The organism is Dyadobacter koreensis, from assembly GCF_900108855.1.
Taxonomy (GTDB): Bacteria; Bacteroidota; Bacteroidia; order Cytophagales; family Spirosomataceae; genus Dyadobacter; species Dyadobacter koreensis.
The window spans coordinates 941,290-965,082 of the sequence record NZ_FNXY01000002.1 but is presented as its reverse complement, the minus strand read 5'-3'; the positions used below and the strand labels follow the sequence as shown (position 1 = coordinate 965,082).

Below are 23,793 nucleotides of genomic sequence, written 5' to 3'. Positions count from 1 at the left end.
ATGCACGCAACTACAAAAGGACATATTATACAACTCGACGGAATTCGCTTCATTGCAGTTGCGCTTGTATTGATTGATCATTTTTATTCCGCTGTCAACATTATTCCTTATGGTAAATTAGGAGTGACTATATTTTTTGTTTTGAGCGGATTTCTCATCAGTAGAATTCTTTTGAAAAGCAAAGAAACCTATGAACCGCAACCCGAAGGTTTTAAAAAATATATCCGGAAATTCTTAATCCGGAGAACAATACGAATTTTCCCTATTTACTACCTTCTGCTCATCGTTTTGTTTATCCTGAATGTTCCACCCGTTCGCGAAAAATTTGCGTGGCTGGCATTATACGGCACCAACATTTACATTGCTGTTTATCAAACCTGGCTTGGCTCGTCCGATCACCTTTGGTCGCTTGCCGTAGAAGAACAGGTTTATCTTTTCTTCCCTTTTCTGATCTTTTTTGTTTCAAGGAAAAACCTGATTCCTTGGCTTGCCGTGATGGGTGCAGCCAGTGTCTTGCTTCGTTTCTATTTCTATTTTTCCGGAAAAGACTGGAGTGTTTCATATGTGACTATGCCGGCTTGTCTGGATTCTTTTGCACTGGGTGGATTAATGGCCTGGCTTCAACTGTATAAAAAAGAAGTATTTCTTAAACTTTTTGACAAAACCTGGCCTGTAGTATTGGCACTGATCGGGTGGATTTTAATGCAGTACTGGAATAAATCCTACGACAATATCCACAACGTCGTCGATGTTGTTATCGACAGGCTTGTTTCTTCTATTTTCAGCTTTTTCCTGATTGGCCGGGCGGTTACAGGTTATGGTGGTGCGATGAAATATTTCCTGGAAAATCCTATTAGTGTCTATCTGGGCAGGATCAGTTATGGTATTTACCTTTACCATAATTTCATATATAATCATTACCACAGCGGCCCAAACCATCCTACTGTCAGGCTCCTGCATAAGATTTACCGCAATATTCCGTCGTTGGAAGGTTCTCTAACATTTGAAGCTTGTCTGTTTTCACTGCTCACTATTGCGGTCGCATCTCTTTCCTGGCATTTCTTCGAAAAACCAATTAATTCGTTAAAAGATCGTTACGCTTAGTAAATAAAAAATATCCAATTTTCGTATACAGGCTTTTTTCCTTAATTTTGCATCAACATACCAAATAATTCTCTGCATGACGTTCCTTCTTAGTATAGTAATGCCAGCGTACAATGAACAAGATTGTATCGAAAAAGTAGTACATAACTGGACAAGTTTCCTGAAAAATAAATTCCCGAACGACAATACCACACTGATCGTCATCAACGATGGTTCAAAGGATAATACAAAAGTTCTTTTGGACAAGCTGGAAAAAGAAGTAACCAATCTTACAGTTGTCAATCAAAAAAATGGCGGTCATGGTAACGCCGTAGTAAATGGCTACCGCAAAGCCCTGGAATTAAATTCACAATATGTTTTTCAAACAGATAGTGACGACCAGTTCATTTCAGACGATTTTGATAAATTGTGGAACAAACGCAGTCAGTCAGATTTTATTCTTGGCTACCGTGAAGTTCGCCATGACGCTGGTGTGCGCCTTTTCATTACCAAGTTTTTGAGAGCAACGATTTCGTTTGTTTACGGAACTTACATTATGGACAGCAATATTCCTTTCCGTTTAATCAAAGGAACGTTTCTGCAAAAATTGATGAACCAACTTCCGAATCCTGAGCCCTTTGCGCCGAACATTTTCCTTTCTGTTATGGCAAAAAAATCAGGTCAGGAATTATTTGATATACCTATTACCCACAAAGACCGCGAGACCGGCGAGGTTTCGATCGTAAAGTGGAATCTTTGGAAAGTTTGTATCCGCAGCTTTAAAGAATTGTTACGCTTCCGTCTGGAACTGAACCAGCACGTGAAAGCGATCCGTGCTTAAAAAAGAGAAAACAGCTCAAACTGAGTATTTTTTATATCTATAAATAAATACGGTTTCGTGTAATTCGTTTTGCAAGAAACTGCCTACTCATTAAGCCCGTGTCGAAAAAACTAATCATTACTATCCTGCTGGCCGCCATTCTGGTTCCGGCAGGATATTTTCTATTCAAATGGTCACGCGGTTCGGCGGCGGCCTGGAAATATATTCCGTCCAATGCAATCGTAGTTATCACGAGTGAACATTTGCAGGATTCTGTCTACCAGGCAACCGATGCAAAACTGGATTTGAAAAGACTCCCATTTCTGGATATTGCAAGCGATAATTTATCGCTTTTGAACTTACTATTGCCAGACGTTCAAAAGTTAAATAAGTTCTTAAAAGGAAAGAATATCTCTTACTCCTATCACCCCAGGACGAATACGGAGTGGGCTGTGGTGATGTATATCCCGGTTGATGAAGACCAGGACGTCAAGTGGCTCAACAGCCCCCAGCATAATGCAATCCGGGTTCTACACCATACTTTTCAGGATAACAGGATCACAGATATCAACGATACGAAATCACAGCCGCTTTTTTCTTATGTCATAAAAGACAACTTCCTGATTTTAAGTTATTACGGTGATTTGATTGAAGACGTTGTACGCACGTCGTCGTTGAGTATTTCCAGAGCTGATCTGCAATCAAAATTCGCAAAAAGTGATGACTCCAATTATGGGACGAGTATTTATTTGAAAAATGAAGCCTGGAAATCTGTGATTCCAACAACAAATCACGGCAGTAATTTTTCCGAGTTTGTTCAGGCATTTCCTAATTATCAGGACTATCATGCAGAAAATAAAGATACCGACAATAAGCTCCAGTTGGTTTCAAATGGTACCGATTCTCCTGGTTATTATATTACCAATTGGTTAAAAGATAACTCCGGGCTCCCTTTTAAAGGACATAAACATATATCTCAGCAGACTTCCTATTTTTATCGTTTTGCAGTAAAAGAGAAGGCGGAATTTCAAAAGCAATTTCTGAAATGGCATAAAAAACAAAAATCCGAAGCTTGGCAAAAACTGGTTTATCATGTTGGAAAAGAAAGTACATTGCTTTTAGAAAATCTTGGATCTGAGTTAATTCTCTGCCAGCTCGAAGAAAATAACAGCATCAGCGATGGCAAGATTTTGCTCGCCGAATTTTCAAATTATGACAAATTAAGACCGGTTCTTAAAAAGCTCGCCCAGCTTTCAACACCCGAATCGAATGTCTCGACGGATCAGTTTCAAGGTTATGATATTTATTCGGTTGCCATTCCCGAGCTACCAGCCGGTATTTACGGTTCCATGTTTTCCGGTTTTCCGAGGACTTACGTAACCTATATTGCACCTTATCTTGTTATGAGCAACAATTCACAGGTGCTTCAGAATTACATAGTAGATTATGAAAACCAGCTTACCTGGAAACAATCGCCTGAATATGATAGCGTGCTGACAAGTACAAAATTCGATGCACAGCTTTCGCTGGTTGTCAATTTAAGAAAGGCTCAGTCCCGTGGTGAAGGATTGAATACAAAATCTTATACCGATTTGTCAGCGAAAATTGAGTCGGTTGTGCTGCAATGCCGTTATGACGGAAGTGATGCTTATCCTGAAATTACGCTGAACCCAAAGAAAAGACAGACGGCCAATAAAGTTCTTAACCGTACTTTCCTGAATATTGATATTGAATGGCCGGTTTTGTATGATACCGAACTTACCGCGCTGCAAAATCCAATTGACGGAACTTCGGAAGTTTTGTTAACCGACCAGGAAAATAATCTGTTACGGGTAAATAATCTGAAAACTGGAAAAACAGAAACGATAACAAAACTCAACGGCCCAATTGTCACATCAGCCTATAAAGTTGACTTCCTGAATATTGGCCGTCAGCAAAGGATTTTTGCAACGTCCAGTTCTGTTTATGCCATTGACGAAGATGATTCCACGCATGTGATCACCAGTTTCTCGAAAGGAATTCCATCAGCAAGCGCAATCACGGCCCTGTATATGATTGACGGTGGTGAAGATGGCAGTAACAGGTTCATCGTTAGTGATGAAATGGGGGAATTGTATGTCTGGGAAAGCGTGATGAAAAACATTCGCAAACTGAATGTAGCTAATCGTTTTGACAACATTCAAAGCCCGGTTATTTCACTGAATCAGATCGGGAACAGAAACTATATAATCACACAGAAGAATGGGAAAATATTTCTCTTGAAATCCAATGGCGCTGTTCGTGAAGGTTTTCCGGTAGACATTCTGGCTAGAACAGAAAGTCCTTTCACGTGGACGCAAAACCCTTCGACGGGACAATCTGAGCTTGTCGGTGTGAGCGTTTATGGTGAACTAATCCGTATCAGTATGGATGGAAAAATTAAGTCGCAAACCCAGTTATTGAGACCAGAGCCTGCCAGTCAGTTTAAAACGGTTTTTGATCGAAATTCCCTTGACTGGATTCTGGTGAGATCGTCTGCGAACAAAGCTGCGTTTTTGACAAAGGATGGTGTAGAACTTTTTGAGATTAAAAATCTTTTACCAAACTCTGTCATTCAATATCACTTCTTTGGGGTCGATAACCGTTTCATTACGATTCGTTCAGGAAATTATACAACCATTTTTGATATGACCGGAAAGCGTCTGGGAGACAAACCCATTCCTTCCGAATTGAAAGTTCAATTAACCTATTTGCCATCCTACTATAAATTGCTGATTTTCAGCAGATCTGAGAAAAAAGTTCAGGTATGGTCGATTAAGCTGCGTTAGTTATGAAGTACCTTAAATATATATGTTTAATACTATTTTCGCTTGTCTGGCTTGTTGGGTTAAGTCCTTTTTTATATGCCAAACTAGGGGAATGGAAATGGATTAAAGATGGCTATCAATTTGGTGACCTTTACCGGTTATCAAACCTGCCACAGTTTAAAGATCCGGTCAAAATCTGTCCTAAGCAGGTTTACGTAGAGAAAAACCCGAATAGCAAAAAGGTTCATCTTTATATTATCGGAGACAGCTTTACAGAAAAAGAACGGGTCGGTAAGGAGGATTTTGCAGTTGATGAGTACCAGTATGTGCATTGGGATAATATCCTTCACCTGAAACCGGACACTTCGAAAATTAATATTCTTTTGCTGGAATGTGTTGAAAGGCATTTCAGGGAAAAAATGGTCTCTCCAATCCATAATATTGTGCCCGATTCTGTAACCTTCGTTTTGAAAGAATCAGATCCGTCATTTATGAAAAAACTGGATCATGCGTTCGCAGCAGATCCGGCAGAGGCCCGGCTGGATGTAGCTTTCTTTCAAAATTCATGGATGTTAAAAATTAAAGAAATGAAGGCTGCCTTCACCTACAATTTCTTCCACCGTGCAGACAAGAAAGTGACGTTAGTAAATAATGATAAAAGTATCGTTTACTACATGGATACGGATACTCCGAAAAGTACTTCCTCATTTACTGAATTGGCTGATACTGAGCTCGACACTATGATGAGAAATCTTGCAGAAAGCAATCTGCTGGCAAAAAAACTAGGGTTTGATCATGTAGTTCTGTCGATTATCCCGAACAAAGTTTCGGTGGTAAATCCTGATTACGGAAAATATAACAATCTGATCAGCCGGGTATATGCCCATCCAAAACTTGATATGCCATATATTGATGTTTTGCCCGATTTCAAAAAAATGAAGGAAAAAGCCTATCTGAAAGGCGATTCGCACTGGACTTGCCAGGCGCAGGATATCTGGCTGAGCAAGACAAATGATATGATAAAAAAGGTAGCACGGGAGGATAGATAATTTCCCGTGCTACACAATTTAAATAACCGCGTCTTCTACATTGTCGATCTTTCCGGTCAGCTTCCCAACCGTAAGCCCTTGCACGATAATCGAGAAGAGAACAACGAAGTAAGTAATTGCAAGAAGCAAATTCTTGTTCAGATCATTGTCGATTGACAGCGCCAGGGCGATCGACACACCGCCGCGCAACCCTCCCCAAACTAAAATGATGATCGATTGTTTCCCGAATTTCTTCCGGAAAGGGATAATTTTTACAGGAATATAAATTGACACGAAACGCGCAAAAAGAACTACAACAATAGAGATCATTCCGATCCAGAAATACTGTCTCAGGTCCGGAATCAGCAATAATTCGAAGCCTATAATCAGGAATAAAAGTGCGTTTAGGATTTCGTCTATTAGTTCCCAGAACTTGTCCAAATAATCTTGCTCGGTTTCTGTAATATTCCCCAGGTTTTTTCCATAATTCCCAATCATTAGACCAGCCGCTACCATCGCAAGCGGCCCGGACATGTGCATCGCTTCTGCCATCAAATGTCCGCCCATCACGATTGCCAGTGTGATAAGCACGTGGACATTATACCCATCAACTTTGTTGTTGGCATGTGAGCCTATAAACCCAAGTACTACGCCAAGTAATATTCCTCCCAGCGCTTCTTTGGCAAGCAACGTAGAAATTCCTGCAAAGGAGGTATTCACCTCTTCACCTCTTGCCAAAGCCAGCATAATAATGAAAACCACAACGGCCATGCCATCATTAAAAAGCGACTCTCCCGCAATTTTTGTTTCAAGCGATTTAGGAACTCCGGCCTGTTTCAAAATTCCAAGGACAGCGATAGGGTCCGTTGGCGAAATCAGCGCACCGAAAACCAGGCATTGAATCAACGGAATCCCGAGACCCAGCCACGGCAGGATTTCATACATCAATAACCCAATAACAAAAGTGGAAATCACGACGCTGATGGTGGAAAATACCATGACAGGAATTCGTTGCTCTTTAAGGTCTTCGAGGTGAATATGAATGGCACCGGCAAACAGCAGGAAATTCAACATGGCACCCATTAATATCTCCGTAAGATCGATGCTGTGAAGCAATGTCGTGATCCTGTCGAAGGTGTGTGGGAATATATTATCGGTCGCTAATAATCCGAGAGAGACAAGCAACGCTATGACCATCACGCCGATTGAGGCGGGTAATTTTAAAAACCGTGCATTGATGTAAGCAAAGACGGCGGATATGACAATTAAGACTGAAAACGAATAGTATAACTCCATGAAATTATTTTTTAGACTGGCTAAAATAAAAAATTAATAGCAGCCATAAAAATGAAATTGGCCCGTAAATCAAACTCTAAGGGTATTCTAATATCTGAAAAGCGAGACTCGGGACGCTTAGTTAAGATTAAATTATTATCAAAAAATTACCGGTAAATGGATTACAGTAAACTTCCGAAAACATAAATTTCTATATTTACTAAACATCCAATCCTGGCTATGATCACACTTCATTTTTCTTTCGGAAAGAATAAAAAACGCTCGCTGTTCTTCCTTTCAGTATCATTCGTTTTTCTATCGATATGCCAGTTGTCAGCACAAAATACTGTTTTAAAACCAGGTTTCGATAAGTCAGAGTATATCGAATTGATGCGAATGCATGCAAGACTTTACGATACGACAAAAAATACACTGCCTTTTCCTGTCCACTTCAATTACGCATATCGCTCACCTGTTATGGGTATGGACAACCGCTGGGATCTATGGGTGAATGATAAGTCCAATGTTGCTGTGATCAATCTGCGCGGGACGACAGTAAATCCGGTAAGCTGGCTTCAAAATTTTTACGCAGCGATGGTTCCGGCTAAAGGAGAGTTAACACTTTCGAACACTTTTAAATTTAAATATCATCTTGCCGATAATCCCCGCGCTGCTGTTCATATCGGCTGGCTGATTGGCGTTGCTTTCCTCGGAACTGACATTCTACCAAGAATTGATTCATGTTACAAAAAAGGGATTAAAAACTTTATTATCATGGGCCATAGTCAGGGCGGTGCTCTCACCTACCTGATGACTTCGCATTTGTATAATCTTCAAAAAGAAAATGTTATTGCAAAAGATGTTCGATTTAAGACATATTGCAGTGCCGCCCCCAAAGCTGGAAATACTTACTATGCATATGAATACGAAAATATGATTAACGGAGGATGGGGAATTAACGTAATCAACGGTGCGGACTGGGTTCCTCAGACACCTTTTTCTGTACAGACTTTGGGTGACTTTAACACTACGAATCCATTTAAGGACATTGATGCGGTTGTGAAAAAACAGAAGTTTTTCACGAGAATCGCTCTTCGTCATGCGTATAAACAGCTGAAAAAACCGAGTGAAAAAGCGCAGCGGAATTATGAAAAATATCTTGGCGGATTTGTTTCTAAAATGGTTAAGAAAACACTACCTGAATTCGTTTCGCCAACCTATGTTCATACAGCAGATTATGTCCGCATTGGTCCTACGATCACGTTGCTGGGTGATGACGAGTACTTCAGGCAATTCCCTGATTCTCAAAAAGACGTTTTTGCACACCATCTTTTAACGCCATATCTTTACCTGATAGATAAATATAAATAGTAGATTTGCAGTCAAATTTTATCTGATGGCAAAATCTCAATTATCAAAAAAATCAAATCCCAAATCCGGTTTTTCCAAGGTGGATAAAATGCTGGATACTGCTGGTTGGTTTGGCCTGGCGACGCTGGTTATTCTTACAATTTTTACCTATTTCCGCGTTCCTGATACCATTCCAGTTCATTTTAATATCGTAGGACGGCCAAATGGTTTTGGAAGCAAACTTTTCCTTTTTGCTGTTTTGGGTATAGCTTGTTTTATATTTTTCTCGATAACACTCACGATCAAGTATGTATTTGCATCACCTGGTGCGACTGCCATACCAAACAAAAACCTGGATTTCGCGATCAGGATCGTCAAATTCCTGAAGCTTATGGTCATGATCGGTTTTATCTATATCATGGTGATAACCAACCTGATCGTCGATCATGTAACTGACGGTCTGGGATCGTTTTTTCTGCCGGCCGTAGTAATAACTTTACTATTCCCTGTTGCATACTTTTTCAAAAGGACAATGCGTGAAAAATTGATGAAGAAATAGTTAGACAGGGTCTGGCACAGTTTTCCTTATATCGAATAGCAGGATTACCTGATCCTGAATAGAACGTCTAATCAAATTTATTACCAATTTTCTAAAATGGAGATTGGAAGAGTTTTAGTAAGACGACTATATTTTTAGGCAATTTTTAAAAAGATTTATGGAAGACAAGAATAAATTTGCAGTCGAAGTTTTATCATTTACCACCATTCAGGAACTTCCGGGTTCATGGACTAACGAGGATTACAAGGCTCTGTTAGTAAAAATGGATTATGAAAATCCGGACGAAATTCAGGCATCGGAACTGAAAGAGATGTGTTTCATGTCGATCACCGATTTTGAACCTGCCGAAGCAGCGAAAATTGTTCTCGAATATTTAATAGAAGATGAGCTGACAGACGGACAAATTGAGAATTTGTCGCACCAGATGCTCACTGAAAAACTTTGGGAAGAAAATCCGAAACTGGATCTCCATCCAAGTTTTTTCAAAGCAACGCAGTTGTTGTACGAGGCTTACAACGGAAAATTTCCAAGGGCAGAAGCAGTCAGATTTCAGCTGAAAGTAACGGCTGAAAATCCCGAAAGTTTAACAATTTTTGAAGAGAAACCAAAAGCTCCGATAGTGCGGATTCTGGCACAGGGTATGACGGATCACAATTTGGTCAACAGACTTTTCGGTGATCAGCTGGAAGGAACGAGTTTTGAGGAAGCCGATAGTATTATATGGCAGCTCGAAACGGTTGATAAAAAGTCAAATGAGATCACATTTGATATTGTGAGTTCAACGTATTGGCTTGACGATATTAAATATTCAAATAATTATGAAGCAACATCGCATCCCGATATTGTTGTAGAAAGTGAAGAATAAAACGTCAATTAACTGACGGAGAAATTGCATATCGACAGTCTTATCAGTAAAATTGTCTTTATGCAATTTTTTATTTCTATGCAAAAATCCCTACTATCCCTGTTATTATTAATTTCCTCCGTTTCATTCGCACAATATGAGACACGTTTTGAAAAAAGCGGTGGGAAAGAAACGCCAACTTATGACGAGGGAATTGCCTACTACAAACTTCTGGCTAAAAATTTCTCTCAAATACAAATTACAGAAAAAGGACTGACCGATAGCGGGAAACCGTTAAGTCTTGTTCTTTATTCCAAAAATAAAATCTTTGATATTAAGAAACTCAAGGCGCAGGGAAAAGCGGTTTATTTCATCAATAACGCGATCCACCCTGGCGAGCCTGACGGCGTGGACGCTTCTATGCTATTGCTGCGTGATATTGCGATGCATCCTGAAAAATTTCCGGAACTCGACAGCATTGTTCTTGCGATAATTCCTTTTTACAATATCGGCGGCGCGCTGAATCGTAACAGTACAACGCGTACCAATCAGGACGGACCTGTGGAATACGGGTTTCGCGGAAATGCACGACATTACGATCTGAACCGGGATTTTATAAAAAATGACACAAGAAATGCCCGCAGTTTTGCTGCTATTTTTCATGAGCTGGATCCTGATCTTTTTGCAGATACCCACGTAAGCAATGGAGCTGATTACCAATATGTGATGACGCTTGACTATGCGCAACAAGATAAACTGGGCGGTTCCTTAGGAAAATTTCATAAGGAAACTTTTCTTCCTTTTATGTACCAATTTCTAAAAGAGGCAGGTTTTGAAGCGACACCTTACGTCAATTCGTTCGGTCAAACTCCTGATAAAGGTTTTACACAATTTCCGGATTGGCCAAGATATTCAACAGGCTACGCGGCTCTTTTTCATACTATCGGTGTGATGACAGAAACACACATGTTGAAATCTTACGATAAACGGGTGAAAGCGACTTATGTCTACTTGCATGGAAATTTGAAAGTGCTGGCAAAATATAGAAAGCAGATTTTGCAAATGCGCAAGGACACCAAGGAAGCGGTAAAGACACAGGAGGAATTTGCGATAACCTGGCAGAATAATAAGGCGAAATTTACAGAAATTGATTTTAAAGGATACCAGCCCGAATATATCCCAAGCAAAATCAGCGGGAAGGACAGGCTTTATTACAATCGTTCAAAACCCTTGAATGTTAAAGTTCCTTTTTATGATACCTACGAACCTCTGGATGTTGTCAGCAAACCTACGGCTTACATTATTCCGCAAGGTTGGTTTAATGTGATCGAACTTTTGAAACTGAATCAGGTTCAGATGAAGCAGATTGAAAAGGACGAAGAACGTGAAGTTGAGGTTTATTATATTCAAAGTTATGACGCGCCAAAAACACCCTACGAGGGTCATTACTGGCACATGAATACGGAGCTTCGCACCGAAAAGAAAAAAGTAAAATTCAGCAAAGGAGATTGGTATATTCCTGTAAATCAATGGACGAACCGCTATATCGTGGAGACTCTCGAACCAAAAGCGGTGGATTCATTTTTTAAATGGAATTTCTTTGACTCAATTCTTCAGGCCAAGGAAGGATATTCCAGCTACGTATTTGAAGATCTGGCTGCGGATCTTTTGGGTAAATCACCGGAACTAAGACAAAAACTGGAAGAAAAAAAGAAAGTCGATGAAGCTTTTGCTAAAAGCGGAGAGGCACAATTGCGCTTCATGTATGAGAATTCGCCTCATCGGGAAAAAGAATATATGCGCTACCCCGTATTCCGTGTTATGGTAAAATAGTCAGGCATTTAACTTCAAAGCCACCTGCCGCAGATGCGCGACAGGTGGCTTTGAAGTTTATCAGAGGCAAGTTTCGATACTTTTTTTACTTCACTTTTGCAAAATCAGCAGCGATTGCATTCAATGAATCATCCGAAAGATGTTCAGAAGCTACGACCAAGCGATAGCGAAATGTGGTTGATTCTCCTTTTTTCAATTTATAATCAAGCACTTCTTTGCCATTACTGAAAGGTTTCTGACCTAGCGGATTTACTGCGAAAAGACCATATCCCCGTGCGTGAAAATAAGCTGGATATCCTACATTCTTTGGATGATCGACGATGGCAATACTAATATTTTCATCCTTAATCTTACCGGTTAAATTACACCAGGTTGCTCTTTTTGCCCAGACGTCTTCGCCGGTTACGCCGTTGCTGTTACGGTAATTTCCGGTTATTCCTTCGTTGTTCATGGTAGGAACTTTTGTAGCGATACCCGATGCATCCGTGAATATTTCCGGTTTGGTTGAAGGAAGTTCCAGTTCTCTGGCAACACGAATCGCAAACATTCCGTCTTTGATATCAGGCATCGCAACATCTCCGTTTACTGCTGTCAAAGTTGTCAGACGATCGATCGTTCTGTTATTTCCCTTTCCGCTGAAAACGTAGGTTGTTTTTTCCTTTAAAGTCAGTTTACCGTCTTTATCGATCCAGTCGGCTGTCACAGAAAGTTCGCCCTTATCTTTTCCACCTTTTAAACTGGTAATTCCGGTATGCCTGATGGTGCCGTAAGCACGTTTGGCGTGATCAACCGCGTTCGAATTATTCCAGTAATCGTTTCCGTTCACATCTTCATAATTCAACCAGATACCTACGTGATGCGGATGGTCAACCCGCTCTCCCGGACGTGGGTCTAACGGCCATCCCCGCGTTACCAATGTTCCTTTGGCCGTCATGACAGGATAGAGAACAGCCTTTTTCAAAACATCCTCACCTGGATAGAAATAAGAAGTAAATGGTTTACCATCAATATTTACTTCAACTTTTTTGTCTTTTTTATTATCAACAAAATCTACTTTCTGAGCCTGGACTAATCCGTTTATCGCCAGAGAAAAAGCAGCAATTGCTATGCTGGTATGTTTCAATTTCACTTTTCTGAGGTTTAAGGTTTAAACGCAGGGTTAAGTTTGCGCGGCGTTCGGAGATTTAATCTTGAATCTTTTCTCCGCGTAACTTTGCTCAAACCGCGCGGTGGCCGCTTCCCTTATCTCTGCGTTTAACAAAAAATTTAACTTAGAACAATGTCGCTTTTCTTTGGATCCCAGGTAACTTTTTTACCCGTATGCAAAGCTTGTGTCGACATAATGTTGGCTACCGAGTGATTGAAACCGGCACGTGCAGGTGCATTTGGCTCTTTGCGGCTACGAACACATTCCATCCAGTTACGCATGTGCAGCGACGTCATCGGATCAGATCCTGTGTTAGCGTCCGTCGCAACTTTGTCGCCAGCTTTTAATGAAGTTTCTGGCAGCAAGTTTGCTTTCATGCCCATTGCTTCTGCCGCTTTAGCCGTAAGGCCGCCCTCAGAAGTAATTTTGTTGGTATCAAGATTGATCATACCGCCATTTGAGAAATAATATTCTTTTACATCACCCGCTGCCTGGTGCATACGTGCTGAGTAAATTACCTGGAAACCTTTATCCGGATTGTCGAATGGGCCATAGTCAAATGTAGCGGAGAATGTATCTGCATTCACGCGACCATCCTTCCAAACGTAAACACCGCCATTGGCAACGACGCTGCGCGGTGCTTCCAGCCCTGAGAACCAGTGAACGGTATCAATCTGGTGAGACATCCATTGCCCCGGAAGACCTGATGAATAAGGATAGAACAAGCGGTATTCCAGATAATGGCGTGGATTCCATTCTGTCTTCGGGCGGTTCATTAAGAAACGGTCCCAGTCTGTATCTTCTTTTCTGATTTGAGCAACCAATTCTGGGCGTCTCCATCGTCCTGGCTGGTTCACATTCCAGGTCATTTCAACCATCGATATATCCCCAAATTTACCTGAACGGATATAGTCGTTGGCGGCGTGATAGTTCGGAGCACTCCGCCGCTGAGAACCAACCTGAACAATTTGTTTAGAACTTTCAACCGTTTTCAATGCAAGTTTCCCGTCTGCCAAAGATTCGGCAAATGGTTTTTCAACATATACATCACGGCCGGATTTTACAGCTTCGACGCAATGTAGTGCATGCTGGAAGTCGGCAGTACTGATAATAACTGCGTCAACATCTTTACGCGCCAACAATTCTTCGTTATTACGTGCCTTTACAAATTCGCTGGCAGACCAGCCTTTTCCTTTTATGAACTTTTCAGCTTCATCACGACGGCGGTTCCATAAATCGGAAACACCCATAAATTCGAAATTTAATTCTTTCGAATGTTCAGCAAAACTAGGTGCAAGTGAACTTCGGAAACGATCAGAAAACCCAATTATTCCTACGCGAACGCGATCATTTGCTCCTAAAATGCGACGATAACTTGACGCATTTACTGAATTAACACTCACCGCAACTCCGGCAGAAGCCAAGGCTGCCTTTTTGATAAAATCTCTTCTACTGGTCATGATTATATGGAAATTTTGAAAGACTACAATTTATTTACTCAATACCTTAATTTTCAGGCTACGGAAAGAAACGTTATCGCCGTGATCCTGCAATAGTAAATACCCTTTTTCTGAAAGACCGAAACCGTCAAAACCTTTAAATTTTGACTCAGCTACCAAATCCTTAAAAGCCTGAGATCCGCGGACATACTCAACAACTTTGTGATTATTTAAAAAATGCTGAACAGTCCCGTCGGGATAAACGACAACACGTCCAAGATTCCACTCACCGATTTTTTTAATTGCATTGTAAGGTTTTTCGGATGCGATCAGGTCATACAGAGAGCCAATGGTACGGTTACCATTTTTGCCCATTTTAGCATCAGGATGTTTTGCGTCATCAAGTACCTGGTACTCTAATCCAACACCTGATTTTCCGCCAGAATTAAACTTTTTATCAACGAAATACTTAACTCCGCTGTTTGCTCCTTCAGTTAATTTAAACTGAAACTGATACTCAAAAGCAGGTCCGTAAAGCTCCTTTGTAACAATATCATTTCCTGTTTCTGATCCGTCAGATTTAGCAATTGTGATTGTGCCGTCGTTGTAAGTCCAGCGTTTATCAGGAAATCCTGCTCCGCTGTAAGATTGCCACTGATCAACCGATTTTCCATCATACAACAATTTCCAGCCCTGTGCTTTTTCCGATTCCGTAAGCGTATTCGGAATAAGGTTTACAATACGGATATTCGTTTTAGGACTTGGTTTAAGGTTTGTTGTTTTGATACGAACATTTTTCCAGCTTACCTGAGTGCCCTCCAGACTTTTATCTTTGTTACCTATCGCATGCACTTGCAAGCATATAAATCCGCTTGGCGTTACGTCATCAACCACATCTGCAACCGGCACACCATTGACAAAAGTCCTGATCGAATTCCCGATGGCTTCTATACGATACTTATTCCACGCCTCCTTTTTAAATGCTTTTTTGCCTTCCGGATTGATGTCAAGTGAATATAACCAACCGCGACGGGCCTCGTCATATAATCCACCCGACCATGCTCTGTCACTCGGATCGATTTCTACCTGATATCCGTGAACGCGTCCATTTTGATATTCCGGTGTAGAAAGGCTTCTGATCTGGATTCCGGAGTTCAGCTTATTGTCCACTTTTACATCCAACTCCAATATAAAATCGCCGTAATTTTTTTCGGTAGTCAAAAACGAATTAGGCGTATCCATGACAGATGTTCCTACAATAGCGCCGTCTTTTACTTCATACTTTGCTTTTCCATTCAATTGTTTCCAACCGGAAAGATCTTTCCCATTAAACAGATCCTGCCAGCCATCTTTTGATTTTTGTGCGTTTGCATTAAAAAGAACACCAGCCAAAAGCATTGCTGACAAGCAAATTTTCAATTTATTCATTGGAATTATTAAAATTTTATTGATCATTTAAAACGACGAGAAGACTAAAATTTAATTGTTTTAGTCTTCTCTTGATATAACGATATTTTCTGCAAATTACCCTTACAAACTTGCTTTTATCTCGCTTGGATAATAAATATTTTTTCACAAATGATCACAACTCCCAACCGTGGCTCAACCCAACGGATATTTCAAAGTCTCTGTAATATATTTTTTATTAATCTCGGCGCAGATTAAAGGAGATTTCTCGGGATCGGGCACGCCGTCCAGTTCGATGACAGCCCATCCTTTAAATTTGATTTTGTTGAGCGCGTCAAATACAGCCGCGACATTTACCCGTCCCTGCCCAAGCTCGACAAATTTATATCCGTTTTTAGTTTCGGCTGGTTTGGTATCCTTCAAATGAAGTGAGTGGATAATACTTTTGTATTTAACAACGGCTTCTTCAGGCTCTCCCCCGCCCTGTTTATAATGTGCAATGTCCAGTAATAATCTGGCATATCTCGGATCCATAGCCTGCACAATGATATCTACTTCTTCGGGAGTTTCACCAAGCTGGTTCATATGGTTGTGATATACCGCCTGCACACCGAGATCCGCGGTTTGTTTTCCAATTTCATTCATAACCTGCGCAAGTTTTTTAAGCTCTTCGACAGTTGGTTTTCTATCTTTCGGTCTCAGACTATTAGTCAGCTGAATAGCATTTCCACCCAGTGCTTTTACAAAACTGGCATGTGCGACATGGGTATCAACCGTGCTTTCAAATTTCGCGGGATCAATCTCGACATTTCCGCTTGAAAACATGCAGAGTGTAAGATTGTGTTTTGCTAACGCATCCTTTAATTCAGAAACCTTATTACGGTAAGGCCCGAAAGTATTTGCCCGTAACTGTATTCCTTTAAAACCCAAACCTGCCAGTTCAGCAATGGCCTGTTCATCCTTGCCACCCCAGGTTATGGCTGAATATCCAATTTTCACATCACCTTTTTTCAGCAAGGTTTCGGCCCATGCAGGAGAAGTAAGAAGAGCCGCGGCTCCGAAAGAAAGATTTCGCAGAAAGAGTCTGCGATCTGCGGATTCGATTGTTTCCATAATTGTCGGTAAACGTAAGGTTTAGAAATTAGTATTGCTTTTTATAAGACGAATTTAATACAAAAAAGCCCCCGTAACCGAGAGCTTTTTTTGTATTAAAATTAAATCAAATATTATTTTCCCGGTATGGAAGTTAACGCAGGAACATTGTTTTCATATCCTTTGTAACCTTTGTTCTGGTTAATAACTCCCTGGGTATTTCCCTGAATAGTTGCGGATGGGATTGGCCAGAGGACATGGTACGGGCTCATAGTATATTCATCTCCATGACGGGTTTTCACACCTTTATTATAAAAATTACTTTTCTCCATCACACGGTCATAGAAAAAATTGTTGTCTGAAAAAGTTGCCAAACTATACGTTTTTCCATTGTAGGCAGCCTTGCCAGTTTGTGCTAAAATATAAGCAATCCTTGTAAGTTCAGTTTTCCGTGGTTCTTCATAATATAGTTCGCGCGCTCTTTCATCTAAAATGGTACCAATATCGATCTTCGCAGCAGCGATGGGCGCACATCCGGCTCTTTCCCGTACCGCATTTATATCCTTCGCGGCATTGGTCAGATCGCCTTTCCAGAAATATGCTTCTGCACGGAGTAAATGTGTTTCTGCTAATCTAAAAACGTACCAGTCTGTGTGCCCTCCTGATGCCTGAACTCGCTCCGGGTCAGCCACAAAAAGTTTGTAGTGGGGCCAGTCAAACCAGCAGCGAATGGTATCAATTGTTAATAATGCCCCGGCATCGGTTCTAAGTCGGAGATTTTTACCATAATCCACATCTTTCCCTTTTATAGATGGATTATTATACACCAGATCTTGCATTCTCATCCAGTTGCCCGGCGCATGGCGAAGGTCATTTTTATCATCCCAAACTCCCTGCGTCGAGTACCAGGTTGGGCGTAAGCGGCCAATGCCTCTTCCATACTTATTAACCTGATCAAATTCAATTGCATAAGTATCAATTGTTCCTCTGTTGCCCGACGGCGTATTGATGTTATTGTGCCAGAATGGAACAGCATTTCGCATACTCTGAATACCACCATCGAAGTTACCGTCAATCAACAGGCGATCGATTACTAACAGCAAAGCCTCTGAGTTTACACTTGCTGCTTTGTTTTCCGGACGATGTAAATCCCAAATTATATTTTTGGTCGCATCACCTGCATTGACCCCGAAACGGTTGGTCATTAATTTATGTGTCCCTCCGTCGATAACATTGTTTGCAGACTTTATTGCGTCATCAAACAGCCCTAATGAAAGATTAACTTTCGTTAAAAGATGGCTGACTGCTCCCCGGTTAACCATTCCCTTGTCGACTGCAACAGGCACCCATTTCTCAGCAAATTCCAGGTCTTCTTTCATTTTCTGAAGAATGACTTCTCTTTTGGTAGATTGAAAATCAAGCTTGGGTTCTATCACCTCATCCAAAATAAGCGGAACGTCACCAAACTGATTTACAAGCCTGTAATATCTGAAGGCCCTGTGAAAATAAGCAGTTCCCAAGAGCTCGTTCTTTTCCTGTTCATTTTTGTAAGTCGGCTGATCAATCCGGGAAATAGCTACATTAGCATATTTTATTCCTTTATATCCTTCCAGCCAATACCACCCGATTCTGTTATAATCTGTACTGTTGAGCTGTGCGTCCGGAGTAATCTGAAGATTCATATTCTGTGCAGGACCGGACTTGTCAGTAGTTCCATCAACAGCTATATCAGAAAATATACCTTCTGTGACAATTGGAGGGTTATCGCCATACCATTCATAACGCATATTGCGTTCGCAGGCAATAAGCGTTGCGCGCAATCCGGCAGGATCGTTAAAAGTATTTTCCGGTGCAAAAAATGACAATGGTTTCGGGGTCAACCGTGATTCATCACAGCTTAAAAGTGTTGCGGTAAGCAAGCAAAAGCTCATTATAAAACTTTTGCCTGAATTTTTATATCTAAATTTCATAGTTTCTTTCTCTTATATATGATTACAAAGTAATGTCGACACCAACTGTAAGAATTCGAGGCGAAGGGACATTATTATTATCGATATCAGGCTCAGCATCCCAGTAATCCCATTTTGGTGCGTAGTATCCTAGATTTTTAGCTGAGAAAAAGAATTTTAAGTTATCGATGCTAATCTTTTGCACAAGCTTTTTGGGCAATGTATAACCTAATGAAATATTATCGAGACGAATGAAGGACCGGTCTCTGTAAACATTAAAACCACTCGACCCTCCTTCACTTGAATAAAGTCTAGCCCATTCATTTGAAGGGTTTTCTTCTGTCCAGTATGGGAATTTGTACGAGCTTGTTCTATCAAGAAATCCATCTCTGTTTTTCATTTGATTGAACGCCGCCTTGTGTCCCCAATAAGAGTACACTGCAACCCCAACATCCAGAACTTTGAAAAGCTTGAAGTCGTTTCTTAAAGTCCACCGGAAACGTGGGTTGGTGTAACCCTGAAATACCTTATCCGCATTGGAGTATTTGCCGTCATTGTCAACATCCCGGATTTTAAAATCGCCAGGTTTGACGCCGTATTTTGCGGCTTCATCTTTTTCAGCAACCTGCCAGACTCCGTCGATTTTATAATCCCAAATTTCGTCAAGGGCGTGTCCGATAAACCGCCTGTTTGCCACATCGTCCTTCTCTTTTCCATTAGCATCCTTATCTCCGTATAGCGAAACTATTTTGTTTCTGTTTAATTGGAAATTTGCTGTCGACCTCCATGTGAAATTCTCATGGTTAATGTTCACAGAATTCAGGCTAAATTCAATACCCTTGTTTTGGACCTCGCCAAGGTTATCCCAAACTGAACTAAAACCAAGAATATCCGGAAGAGCACGCTGAACCAAAAGATCAGTCGTTGAAGATTTATAGACCTCAATAGACCCTTCCAGCACATTATTCAACACACCAAAATCAAGTCCAAGGTTAAATGCTGCTGTTCTCTCCCACTTTAATTTTGCATTCTGCATTCTGTTTACATACAACTGATTAACCAGATAGACGGTACCGTCAGGTCTTACATGTAAATATTTGCCTGTATTCAAATCAGATAAAGCCTCGTATAAACCTATATCACGGTTGCCATTACTTCCCCAGGACGCACGTAGTTTCCCATAGTTAATCCAACTGCTTTTGAAGAATTTTTCATCGGAAAATACCCATCCCAACGCAGCCGAAGAGAAAAGAGCTCGCGGGTTCTGCTGTCCGAATGCTGAGTAGCCGTCCCGTCTTGTTGATAAGGTTACCATATAGCGGTCTTTGTACGAATAGAATAGTCGCGCCATTAGTGCATCACCTGTGCTGTATTCGTCATTACTTGCAACAGTCGGAAGAATTCCACCGCCAATACCATGATAACCAAGTACATCCGTCGGAAGATTTCCTTTGTTAGTCATTGTATTATCCCATCGCTGGTATTTTTCAGCATTGGCCAGTAAGGTCAAATCGAAATTATGTGCCCCGAATACTTTATTCCACTTGATGATATTATCTACCTGCCAGTTGAATGTTTTCCTGTTTTGTCTGCTCGAACTACCACCAACCGCAGCCCATTCCGCATGTTTCGCCGATTCATGATTGAACCGCTCGTAAAATTCATAGCGTGGCGTATAATTGATGCGATAAGAAAATCCAAACGGTAAGGTTACAACGCCATAGAGTGTCGTGTTTAAAGTCGTGTATTTGACTCTGCGATCAATAAACTGACGGGCGTAATAAGGATGATTACCACCACTTGCCTCGTTGTTTGGTCGCCATTTGTAAGTACCGTCTTCATTAAATTCAGATCCCCAGGGAGAAAGTATACGTGCTAAATTATAATCAACAGGCACCTGACTTTCGTCTTTGTCTGCAAATTGCGTAGTCATACCTACCGACAAAAATTTGCTGACTTTTCCTTCCAGATTGACACGTCCGCGGACGGTACTAAACTGATCTCCGGTGATTATACCCTCATTCTTCAGATATCCCAACGACATAAAATATGAAATGGCTTCCTTTTTACCGGAAAGGCTTACGGTATGATCTTGTCTTATTCCGGTCTGGAAAACTTTTTTATACCAATCTACACTTTTGCCAGCCTTATAATTTTCTATTTCAACGGGTTGCATTCCGAGTCGCTGTAACCAGATCGTTGTCGGGTCTCCCTTAGAGCCATCGTAAGCAAGCCACTGATCGAGTGATATGTCCGAAGGTAAATTCGCCGGATTATCAAACTGATGAGGTTTGTACGTGGAGTTGATGTTCTTCATCACATCGCCACGCCAGGCCACAAATTCGTCAGGACCGAGAACAGGCTGATTTTTCGAAACATTCCCTATCCCCATGTTCGAATTGATATTAATTACAGTCTTCCCGTCCTTTCCTTTCTTTGTTGTAATCAGGATAACGCCACTGGCCGCTTTTGCTCCGAAGACCGCTGTCGAACTTGCGTCTTTCAATACGTCGATGGTTTCGATATCGTTTGGATTAATATCGGATAAATCTCCGTAATAAATCGTCCCATCTAAAACAAGCAATGGACTTGTAGCTGCGTTAATCGAATTTCTACCACGTACTAGCAAACTACCACCTCCTTTTGCAGATGGCGACATTCCAACATTTAATCCGGCAACATTACCTCTAAGAATGTCCTGGACTGAGTTAGGATTTTCATTTTCCAGTTTGGCGGTATTAATTTGAGAAACTGCCCCTGTAAGGTCTCTCTTTTTTTGAGTACCGTAACCTACCACAACTACTTCGTCCAAGGTTTTTTGGTCAGATGCGATTGTGATGTCAATATTATTAGTGCCTCCAACAACTTTTTCCTGGGTAAGAAAACCAACAGCAGAAAAAACGAGAATGGCATTATCGTCAGGAACACTGATTTCATATTTTCCGTCAATATCAGTGGTGGTCCCGATCGAAGAATTTTTGACAACAACAGTAACACCCGGAACTGGTGTATTGTCGTCTTTCGCCAGGACTTTCCCGGTAATTTTTTTGTCTATCCGGGATTGGATCAGGATGTTAAGATTGGGATTAATCCCGCTGGCCGTAGAAAAAACGGGGGGCAGCAGCATTGCTAAAAGCATATAGCACTTTCCCGCTTTTGAATGAGATGATAGAAATCCTCTATTCATTGGACTTAAGTAAAATGGTGAGTAATTTGTTTAGGAATAATAGCACAAGATTAAAATCAATTAATATTTCAACCGATTGCATATCAAAAAAACCTGACGAAATTGTACCATTCCAACCCTTAAAATCCTTTATTACTATTTTTTAGGGGAATTATTAAAATATTCAAATATGTGTCTGCTGGGCTCAAAATCAGTATTTTTAATGCTAAAAAAATTATAAATCAAAAAGCCTGGAAATTTATGACGAGCATAAAATTCCAGGCTTTTTAATCTCAAATGACAACCATCAAACTGTTATAACTTAGTATCCGGGATTTTGGGCGAAAACAGAAACTCCTTCTGCATTTTTTGCGCTACGGTCAATCTGTGTCTGAGGAATAGGTCTCAGTAAATGCCTGTCGGCTACGTTGGCCGCTGCCTGAGGATTGTATTTTTTTACACGGTCGACCAAATTGCCCCAGCGTTTAAGATCCATCCAGCGTGACTGTTCACCGGCCAATTCTCTCGCCCGCTCTTCCATTAAAAACTCAAAAGTCATTTCGGAATCTTTAATTAACATGGCGTCTTTTTTACCAGCCCATCCAGCTCTTGCACGCACAACATTTATGGCAGTTGTTGCATCTTTCACATTACCAACACCCAGTTGAGCTTCAGCAAGCATCAAATAGGCTTCTGCCAGTCGGAATATGAAGTAGTCGCGACTTCCCGCTTCATACGTCATGTCCGGACGTTTTGTATCAAAAAACTTCTTTAAAGTTGGAAACAATGCTTCTGAATATTTGCTTGGCACCAGAACCTGGTATTTTTTCTTAGCTCTGTCTGCTTTTGACATCTCAAAGCCAGGAATGAATATCGCTGTATCGCCGGCGGCAAACGTAACACTGGCTTTTGAATCGTCGAATGCGGTATTATAAGTACCCGGCTTATTGGACAGCCACGTATCTTTAAATGTCTTTTTGTATCTTGAGTCGTTCACTCTTTCACCAAAAACAACGTCTGTGAGATATGTAGTCGGTCTGAGACGTTTGAATGGACGCCCGTTCAATATATCGCGCTGCATACCGGCCTGAACGTCATACTGCATTCCAAAGAAAAGGTGCAGGTTATTTCCACCATTGGTCGCGCCGGTATTATTTGTAAGGTTGGTCAACGGATCAGATGTATATTGTGCTGCCCACACTATCTCTGTATTTCTCTGGTTGCCTTCATCAAACACACTGGCAAAATCGTCCTGTAATTTGAAGCCGTAATTGGTTGTAACACTCTTGGTAAGTTCGATCGCTTTGGTAAAATCGTCAGCCGCTTTCTGCGCAGAATATGCTTTTGCCAGATAAACTTTTGCCAGTCCCATTTCAGCAACCGGTTTGATAATACGGCCATATTGTGCCGAAGTCGCAGGCAAGGCAGAAATCGCTTCCGTCATGTCCTTGATGATGGCTGCATACATTTCTGCATCCGTATATCTTTTCGTTTCCTTAGTAGCTACCACAGTTTCGGTCAAGCGTAAATCGACGCCTCCATATTGCTGGAACAAGATAAAGTAATAATGTGCACGAAGAAATTTCATTTCAGCTACCCTTAACTTTTTGACGTCATCACTGACACCGGCAACGTTAGGAGCTCTGTCAATAATCGCGTTACAGGTATTTATTCCACGATAGAATTCATCCCATAATATTGCCAGATAGTCAACCGTTGGGTTCATTTGAGTGTCATAAAAATGAAAACCTTTATAACCGCCATCCGCTCCGGTGGCATATATATCAGTTCCAAATTCGGTCATGGTCAGCCCAAGCTGCGTTGCGTAATAAATCCGCAAAGCGGAGTATGCAGAATTTACGCCGTCCTCAAATCCCTTCGCGGTATTAAGGTAGTTCGTGTCAATTCCTGATACTACTACTTCGTCCAGCAAATTATTACAGGCCTGCCCCGATAGCATCAAAGCAGCCATGGCAACAACTTTTGCAGGTTTGGTTATATATTTGAAATTCATG

General features: G+C 41.0%; 16 protein-coding genes. 8 read left to right on the top strand and 8 right to left on the bottom strand.

The genetic code is table 11. The annotated features are described in order from the left end of the window. The 4 genes from BMY70_RS08560 to BMY70_RS08545 all read left to right on the top strand — a co-directional run bounded on the left by BMY70_RS08560 (nt 1) and on the right by BMY70_RS08545 (nt 5,738). Nucleotides 1-1,104, top strand: a complete 1,104-nt coding sequence (locus BMY70_RS08560; RefSeq protein WP_090334612.1) for an acyltransferase family protein — start codon at nt 1-3, stop codon at nt 1,102-1,104. 76 nt (nt 1,105-1,180) lie between these two features. After that, complete coding sequence (locus BMY70_RS08555) at nt 1,181-1,924, top strand: glycosyltransferase family 2 protein (RefSeq protein ID WP_090334609.1); 744 nt, start codon at nt 1,181-1,183, stop codon at nt 1,922-1,924. Nucleotides 1,925-2,022: 98 nt separating this feature from the next. Continuing rightward, entirely contained in the window at nt 2,023-4,710 is a 2,688-nt protein-coding gene (locus tag BMY70_RS08550; RefSeq protein WP_090334606.1) for a hypothetical protein, read from the top strand. 2 nt (nt 4,711-4,712) lie between these two features. After that, entirely contained in the window at nt 4,713-5,738 is a 1,026-nt protein-coding gene (locus BMY70_RS08545) for an alginate O-acetyltransferase AlgX-related protein (RefSeq protein WP_090334603.1), read from the top strand. An 18-nt stretch (nt 5,739-5,756) separates the two neighbouring features. Here BMY70_RS08545 and BMY70_RS08540 read toward each other — a convergent pair whose 3' ends face one another. Then, nucleotides 5,757-7,013 (bottom strand): cation:proton antiporter, encoded by a 1,257-nt coding sequence (locus tag BMY70_RS08540; protein ID WP_090334600.1) that lies wholly within the window; start codon nt 7,011-7,013, stop codon nt 5,757-5,759. A 219-nt stretch (nt 7,014-7,232) separates the two neighbouring features. On the opposite strand from BMY70_RS08540, the gene BMY70_RS08535 reads away from it, so the two are divergent. The 4 genes from BMY70_RS08535 (at nt 7,233) to BMY70_RS08520 (ending at nt 11,578) form a co-directional block, all read left to right on the top strand. After that, nucleotides 7,233-8,363 carry a lipase family protein gene (locus BMY70_RS08535; protein WP_090334598.1) on the top strand — a complete coding sequence of 377 codons (1,131 nt, stop codon included), beginning with the start codon at nt 7,233-7,235 and terminating at the stop codon, nt 8,361-8,363. Between the two features lie 25 nt (nt 8,364-8,388). Then, entirely contained in the window at nt 8,389-8,901 is a 513-nt protein-coding gene (locus BMY70_RS08530) for a DUF1648 domain-containing protein (protein ID WP_090334595.1), read from the top strand. A 157-nt stretch (nt 8,902-9,058) separates the two neighbouring features. Then, nucleotides 9,059-9,766: a hypothetical protein gene (locus tag BMY70_RS08525; protein ID WP_090334593.1), complete on the top strand. Its 708-nt coding sequence runs from the start codon at nt 9,059-9,061 to the stop codon at nt 9,764-9,766. A 78-nt stretch (nt 9,767-9,844) separates the two neighbouring features. Continuing rightward, a complete protein-coding gene (locus BMY70_RS08520; protein ID WP_090334803.1) occupies nt 9,845-11,578 on the top strand; it encodes a M14 family metallopeptidase in 1,734 nt (577 codons plus the stop codon). 85 nt (nt 11,579-11,663) lie between these two features. On the opposite strand, the gene BMY70_RS08515 is transcribed toward BMY70_RS08520, so the two are convergent. The 7 genes from BMY70_RS08515 to BMY70_RS08485 form a co-directional block, all read right to left on the bottom strand. Beyond that, nucleotides 11,664-12,701 (bottom strand): DUF6807 domain-containing protein, encoded by a 1,038-nt coding sequence (locus tag BMY70_RS08515; protein WP_374754700.1) that lies wholly within the window; start codon nt 12,699-12,701, stop codon nt 11,664-11,666. A 143-nt stretch (nt 12,702-12,844) separates the two neighbouring features. Further along, a complete protein-coding gene (locus BMY70_RS08510) occupies nt 12,845-14,185 on the bottom strand; it encodes a Gfo/Idh/MocA family protein (protein ID WP_090334590.1) in 1,341 nt (446 codons plus the stop codon). A gap of 30 nt (nt 14,186-14,215) precedes the next feature. Further along, entirely contained in the window at nt 14,216-15,592 is a 1,377-nt protein-coding gene (locus BMY70_RS08505; RefSeq protein ID WP_090334801.1) for a 3-keto-disaccharide hydrolase, read from the bottom strand. Nucleotides 15,593-15,766: 174 nt separating this feature from the next. Further along, the gene (locus BMY70_RS08500; RefSeq protein ID WP_090334587.1) at nt 15,767-16,684 is read right to left on the bottom strand and encodes a sugar phosphate isomerase/epimerase family protein; all 918 of its coding nucleotides are present in this window, start codon (nt 16,682-16,684) and stop codon (nt 15,767-15,769) included. A 113-nt stretch (nt 16,685-16,797) separates the two neighbouring features. Further along, complete coding sequence (locus BMY70_RS08495) at nt 16,798-18,594, bottom strand: RagB/SusD family nutrient uptake outer membrane protein (protein ID WP_229209529.1); 1,797 nt, start codon at nt 18,592-18,594, stop codon at nt 16,798-16,800. A 61-nt stretch (nt 18,595-18,655) separates the two neighbouring features. After that, complete coding sequence (locus BMY70_RS08490) at nt 18,656-21,799, bottom strand: SusC/RagA family TonB-linked outer membrane protein (RefSeq protein WP_229209528.1); 3,144 nt, start codon at nt 21,797-21,799, stop codon at nt 18,656-18,658. Between the two features lie 301 nt (nt 21,800-22,100). Next, nucleotides 22,101-23,792: a RagB/SusD family nutrient uptake outer membrane protein gene (locus BMY70_RS08485; RefSeq protein WP_090334580.1), complete on the bottom strand. Its 1,692-nt coding sequence runs from the start codon at nt 23,790-23,792 to the stop codon at nt 22,101-22,103. Between the last annotated feature and the right edge of the window lies 1 nt (nt 23,793).